This window comes from Nocardioides sp. (assembly GCF_024509035.1).
Classification (GTDB): domain Bacteria; phylum Actinomycetota; class Actinomycetes; order Propionibacteriales; family Nocardioidaceae; genus Nocardioides.
This window is the reverse complement of record NZ_JANINT010000188.1, coordinates 1-4,270: the sequence shown is the minus strand read 5'-3', so window position 1 is coordinate 4,270 and position 4,270 is coordinate 1. Positions and strand designations below refer to the sequence as shown.

General features: G+C 74.3%; 5 protein-coding genes. All 5 read left to right on the top strand.

Annotated elements, in window-relative coordinates:
• Window positions 1-1,003, top strand: a 1,003-nt coding sequence (manB, locus tag Q0L15_RS14070) for a phosphomannomutase/phosphoglucomutase (protein WP_296605078.1), incomplete at its 5' end; no start/stop codon positions are given.
• A gap of 14 nt (window positions 1,004-1,017) precedes the next feature.
• Entirely contained in the window at window positions 1,018-1,197 is a 180-nt protein-coding gene (locus Q0L15_RS14065) for a Trm112 family protein (RefSeq protein WP_366939579.1), read from the top strand.
• Between the two features lie 11 nt (window positions 1,198-1,208).
• A complete protein-coding gene (locus Q0L15_RS14060; protein ID WP_296605076.1) occupies window positions 1,209-2,237 on the top strand; it encodes an SIS domain-containing protein in 1,029 nt (342 codons plus the stop codon).
• A 29-nt stretch (window positions 2,238-2,266) separates the two neighbouring features.
• Window positions 2,267-3,430 (top strand): acyltransferase family protein, encoded by a 1,164-nt coding sequence (locus tag Q0L15_RS14055; RefSeq protein ID WP_296605075.1) that lies wholly within the window; start codon window positions 2,267-2,269, stop codon window positions 3,428-3,430.
• Window positions 3,431-3,547: 117 nt separating this feature from the next.
• Window positions 3,548-4,270, top strand: a 723-nt coding sequence (hemG, locus tag Q0L15_RS14050) for a protoporphyrinogen oxidase (RefSeq protein WP_296605074.1), incomplete at its 3' end; no start/stop codon positions are given.

Genomic DNA, 4,270 nt, shown 5'->3' with positions numbered 1-4,270 from the left:
CCTCGAGACCGGGCTGGCCCAGATCCGCGACCTGGTCGCCGAGGGCGGGCCGACCACCGGGGGCCCCGTCGGCGCGATCTCCGAGCACGATGTGCTCGAGGCGTACGCCGCACACCTGCTCTCGCTCGCACCCGTGAACGGCCGGCCGCTGAAGGTGGTGGTCGACGCCGGCAACGGCATGGCCGGCCACACGGCCCCCGCCGTCTTCGCGCGCCTCGGCGACGCGGTCGAGGTGGTGCCGATGTACTTCGAGCTCGACGGCACCTTCCCCCACCACGAGGCCAACCCGATCGACCCCGCCAACCTGGTGGACCTCCAGCAGCGCGTGCTCGCCGAGGGCGCCGACCTCGGGCTGGCCTTCGACGGCGACGCCGACCGCTGCTTCGTGGTCGACGAGCGTGGTCGGGCCGTCTCACCCTCGACGCTGACGGCGCTGATCGCGGCCCGCGAGCTGGCCAAGGAGCCCGGCGCGACCGTGATCCACAACCTGATCACCAGCCGGGCCGTCCCCGAGATCGTCTCCGAGCTCGGAGGCACCCCCGTCCGCACCCGCGTGGGCCACTCGTTCATCAAGGCGACGATGGCTGAGACCGGCGCGATCTTCGGCGGCGAGCACAGCGGCCACTTCTACTTCCGCGACTTCTGGCGCGCCGACTCCGGGATGCTGGCCGCCCTGCACACGATGGCGGCGCTGGCCGAGACCGACCGGCCGCTCTCCGCGCTCCTCGCGCAGTACGAGCGCTACGTCGTGAGCGGCGAGATCAACAGCGAGGTCGCCGATCCGGCGGCGGTGATGGCCGAGATCGAGGCGACGTACGCCGCCCTGGACGGCGTGTCGGTCGACCGCCTCGACGGCCTGAGCGTGAGCCACGCCGACTGGGCGTTCAACGTCCGCCCGTCCAACACCGAGCCGCTGCTGCGGCTCAACGCCGAGGGACGCGACGAGGCCACGATGGCCGAGATCCGCGACCGTGTTCTGACCGAGATCAGGAGAGACCGATGAACCCGCCAGCGAACATCGACCCCGAGCTGCTGAAGATCATCGTCTGCCCGGCCTGTCGCTCCGAGCTGGACCTGACGGCGTCCGACCGCGACCCGGCGATCCCGGCCGAGCTGGTCTGCCGCGGGTGCGGCCTGGCCTACCCGGTCCGAGACGACATCCCGGTGCTGCTGGTCGACGAAGCCCGCAAGCCCTGAGGCCGGCGGCGATGGCCACCTGGTTCGACGAGTCCCGCCTCGACGACGAGTCCGCCCTCGAGTCCGACGCCGCCCTGCGCCATCTGGCGGAGTCCGGCGCGCGGGTACGCCGGGCGGCCGGTGACGCGGCCGAGGCGACGGCCGCGGCCGTCGCCCGCGCCGAGGAGCTGGCCCGCCCCCGAGCGGTCATCGCGGCCGGCCCGGACTCCCGCCTGCTGCGTGCGGTGCTCGAGCCCTGGTGTCCCGTCCCGTTCGTGGCCTGGCCGGGCCCCGCGCTGCCGGGCTGGGCGGGCAGCCTCGACCTCGTCGTGGTGCTCGCGCCCGACGGTGCCGACACCGGCACCGCCTCCGCCGTCGCGGAGGCCGTGCGCCGCGGCTGCCAGGTCGTGGTCGTGGCCCCCGTGGGGTCCTTGGTCGCCGAGCACGCCGCAGGCAGGTGGAGCTCGATCCTGCCGACCGAGACCCGTGACCAGCTGGCCACTGCGGTCGTCGTCCTCGAGTACCTCGACCGGGTCTCGCTGGGGCCCCGGGCCGACGCCGAGCAGGTCGCCACGGCCCTCGACGAGGTCGCGATCGCCTGCTCACCGCACCGCGACCTGGCCGTCAACCCCGCCAAGATGCTGGCGATCGCGCTCGCCGACACCAACCCGCTCGTGTGGGGCGGCTCGGTGCTCGCCGCGCGCGCCGCACGCCGTGTGGCCGAGGCCATCCGGCGCGCGAGCGGGCGCACCGCCCTGGCGGGCGACGCCGACCACCTGCTGCCCGTGCTCGAGGCGGCGCGGCCGCGCGACGTGTTCGACGACCCCTTCGCCGACGGGCCCGCCGAGCTGCGGCCGATGCTGCTCGTCCTCGACGACGGCGCCGAGGAGCCCGTCGTCCGCGAGCACCGCGGTCGGCTGCAGGCCGCGGCCGCCTCACGCGGCGTCCGCGTCGAGACGCTCACCACCGAGGCCCCCACCGAGGTGGCCCGCTACGCCTCGCTCATGCTCAGCGGCCGCTATGCCGCCGAGTACCTCCGCCTCGGGCTCGTGGAGGACTGAACCGGCGGCGCAGCGGGTAAATCACCGGGGTGTCGACCTCACACCCGTCTCCAGCCCCGGCCCCCGCCGCGCCACCGGTCTCCCGCGACCCCTGGTTCGACAACGCCAAGATGGCGCTGGTCACCCTGGTGGTCGTCGGTCACGCGTGGACGCTTCTCCCTGACAACGCCGTCACCGAGCACTTCTACGACTTCCTCTACGCCTGGCACGTCCCGGCCTTCGTGCTGGTCACCGGCTACCTCTCGCGCTCGTTCGCCTACACCCGGGTGCGGATGTGGAAGCTGATCCGCACCGTCGTCGTGCCCTACCTCGTGTTCGAGTGCGCGCTGGCGCTGTTCCGCGTGTACGTCGGCGGCGAGGAGCTCGCCGACCTGTTCCGCGACCCCCACTGGCCGATGTGGTACCTCGCCGCCCTCTTCCTGTGGCGGTTGATGACCCCGATCTTCCGCCCCCTCCCGGCCGGCATCGCGGTCGCGGTCGCGATCAGCCTGGTCGCCGGGATGTACGCCGGCGACACCCTCGACATCGCCCGGGTGCTCGGCCTGCTGCCGTTCTTCGTGATGGGCCTCAAGGCGACGCCCGAGCGCCTCGAGATGCTGCGTCACCGACGCGTGCAGGTCGCCGGGGTGGCGGTGTTCGTCGGCATCTGGATCCTCACCACCTGGACCGACAGCTGGGCCAGCACCGAGTGGCTGTACTACCGGTCCCGCTACGACGAGATGGGCTACGCCGACGATGTCCGGGCCCTGCTGACCCGCGCGGTCGTGCTGGTCATCGGCACGCTGGGCGCGGCGGCCTTCCTCGCGCTCGTCCCGCGGGTCCACGGCTGGTTCACGAGGATGGGCGCCTGGACCCTGGTCGTCTACCTCTTCCACGGGTTCGCCGTGAAGGGCGCCTCCTACGCCGGCTACGGCTCGTGGGCCGACGAGCACGCCGTGATCGCGTTCGCGGTGACAACCGTGGGGGGTGTGGCGCTCGCCCTGCTGCTCGCGTGGTCGCCGGTGGCGAGCTGGCTCAACAACGTGGTGGACCCGCTGGGCTACGCCGAGCGGCACGTGCGCCACGCGGTGGACCTCGCCGTCGTCAAGGACCAGGTCCAGCCCGAGGTACAGGCCGAGATCGAGGCCGTCACCGACCCCTCGGTTCCCGCCGCCCCGCGGACCGGGGTGCCCTCGGGGGCACACCTGCCCTGACGGCGGCCGACCCGCCCGGCGCCGCCCGGGGCCGCCGGGTCCACGGGTGACCAGGGCCTCCCGGACGTGGGACCTTCGGTCCGGGTCGCGAGCGGCCGCCGCGGCCAGGATGGAGGCATGACCGGAACCGGGGCGTCCGAGCGCGCGCAGGGGCAGGTGGTCGTGGTCGGCGGTGGCGTCAGCGGGCTGGCGACGGCGTACTTCCTGCGGCAGCGCCTCGGGGCGGCGGTCGGGATCCGCGTCCTCGAGGCCACCGACCGGGCCGGCGGCAAGGTCCACACCGGCCGCGTGGCGGGGCGTCCGGTCGACACCGGGCCGGACGCCTACCTCTCCCGCGCCCCCGAGCTGGGCCGGCTGGTCGCCTCCCTCGGTCTCGAGGAGTCCGTGGTCGGGCCCCAGAGCAGTGGCTCCTACCTGTGGTCCCGCGGCGCGCTGCGCCCGCTGCCTCCGGGGATGGCCTTCGGCCTGCCCGAGCGGCTCGTGCCGCTGCTCCGCTCCCGGATCCTCGGACCCACGGAGGTGGCGCGCGCCGGTCTCGACCTCCTCCTGCCGCGGACGCAGGCCGGCGACGACCCCTCCGTGGCCGACCTGGTGCGCCCCCGGTTCGGTGCGGGCGTCTACGACCGCCTGGTCGCCCCGCTGCTCGGCGGCGTCCACGCCGGCGACCCCGCGCGCCTGAGCGCCACCAGCACCGTCCCCGAGATCGCCGCGATGGCGCGGTCGGGTCGCAGCCTCTACCTCACGATGCGGCGGCGCCGTCGCAGCGCGCCCGCACCTGCGGGATCTCCGAAGCCTCCGCTGGTCTCCCTGCGCGGCGGCCTGTCGCACCTGACCGCGCGC

What these genes read in the sequence shown, in the direction of transcription:
- Q0L15_RS14060 (WP_296605076.1), top strand. Translation starts at nt 1,209, where the DNA reads ATGGCCACCTGGTTCGACGAGTCCCGCCTCGACGACGAGTCCGCCCTC.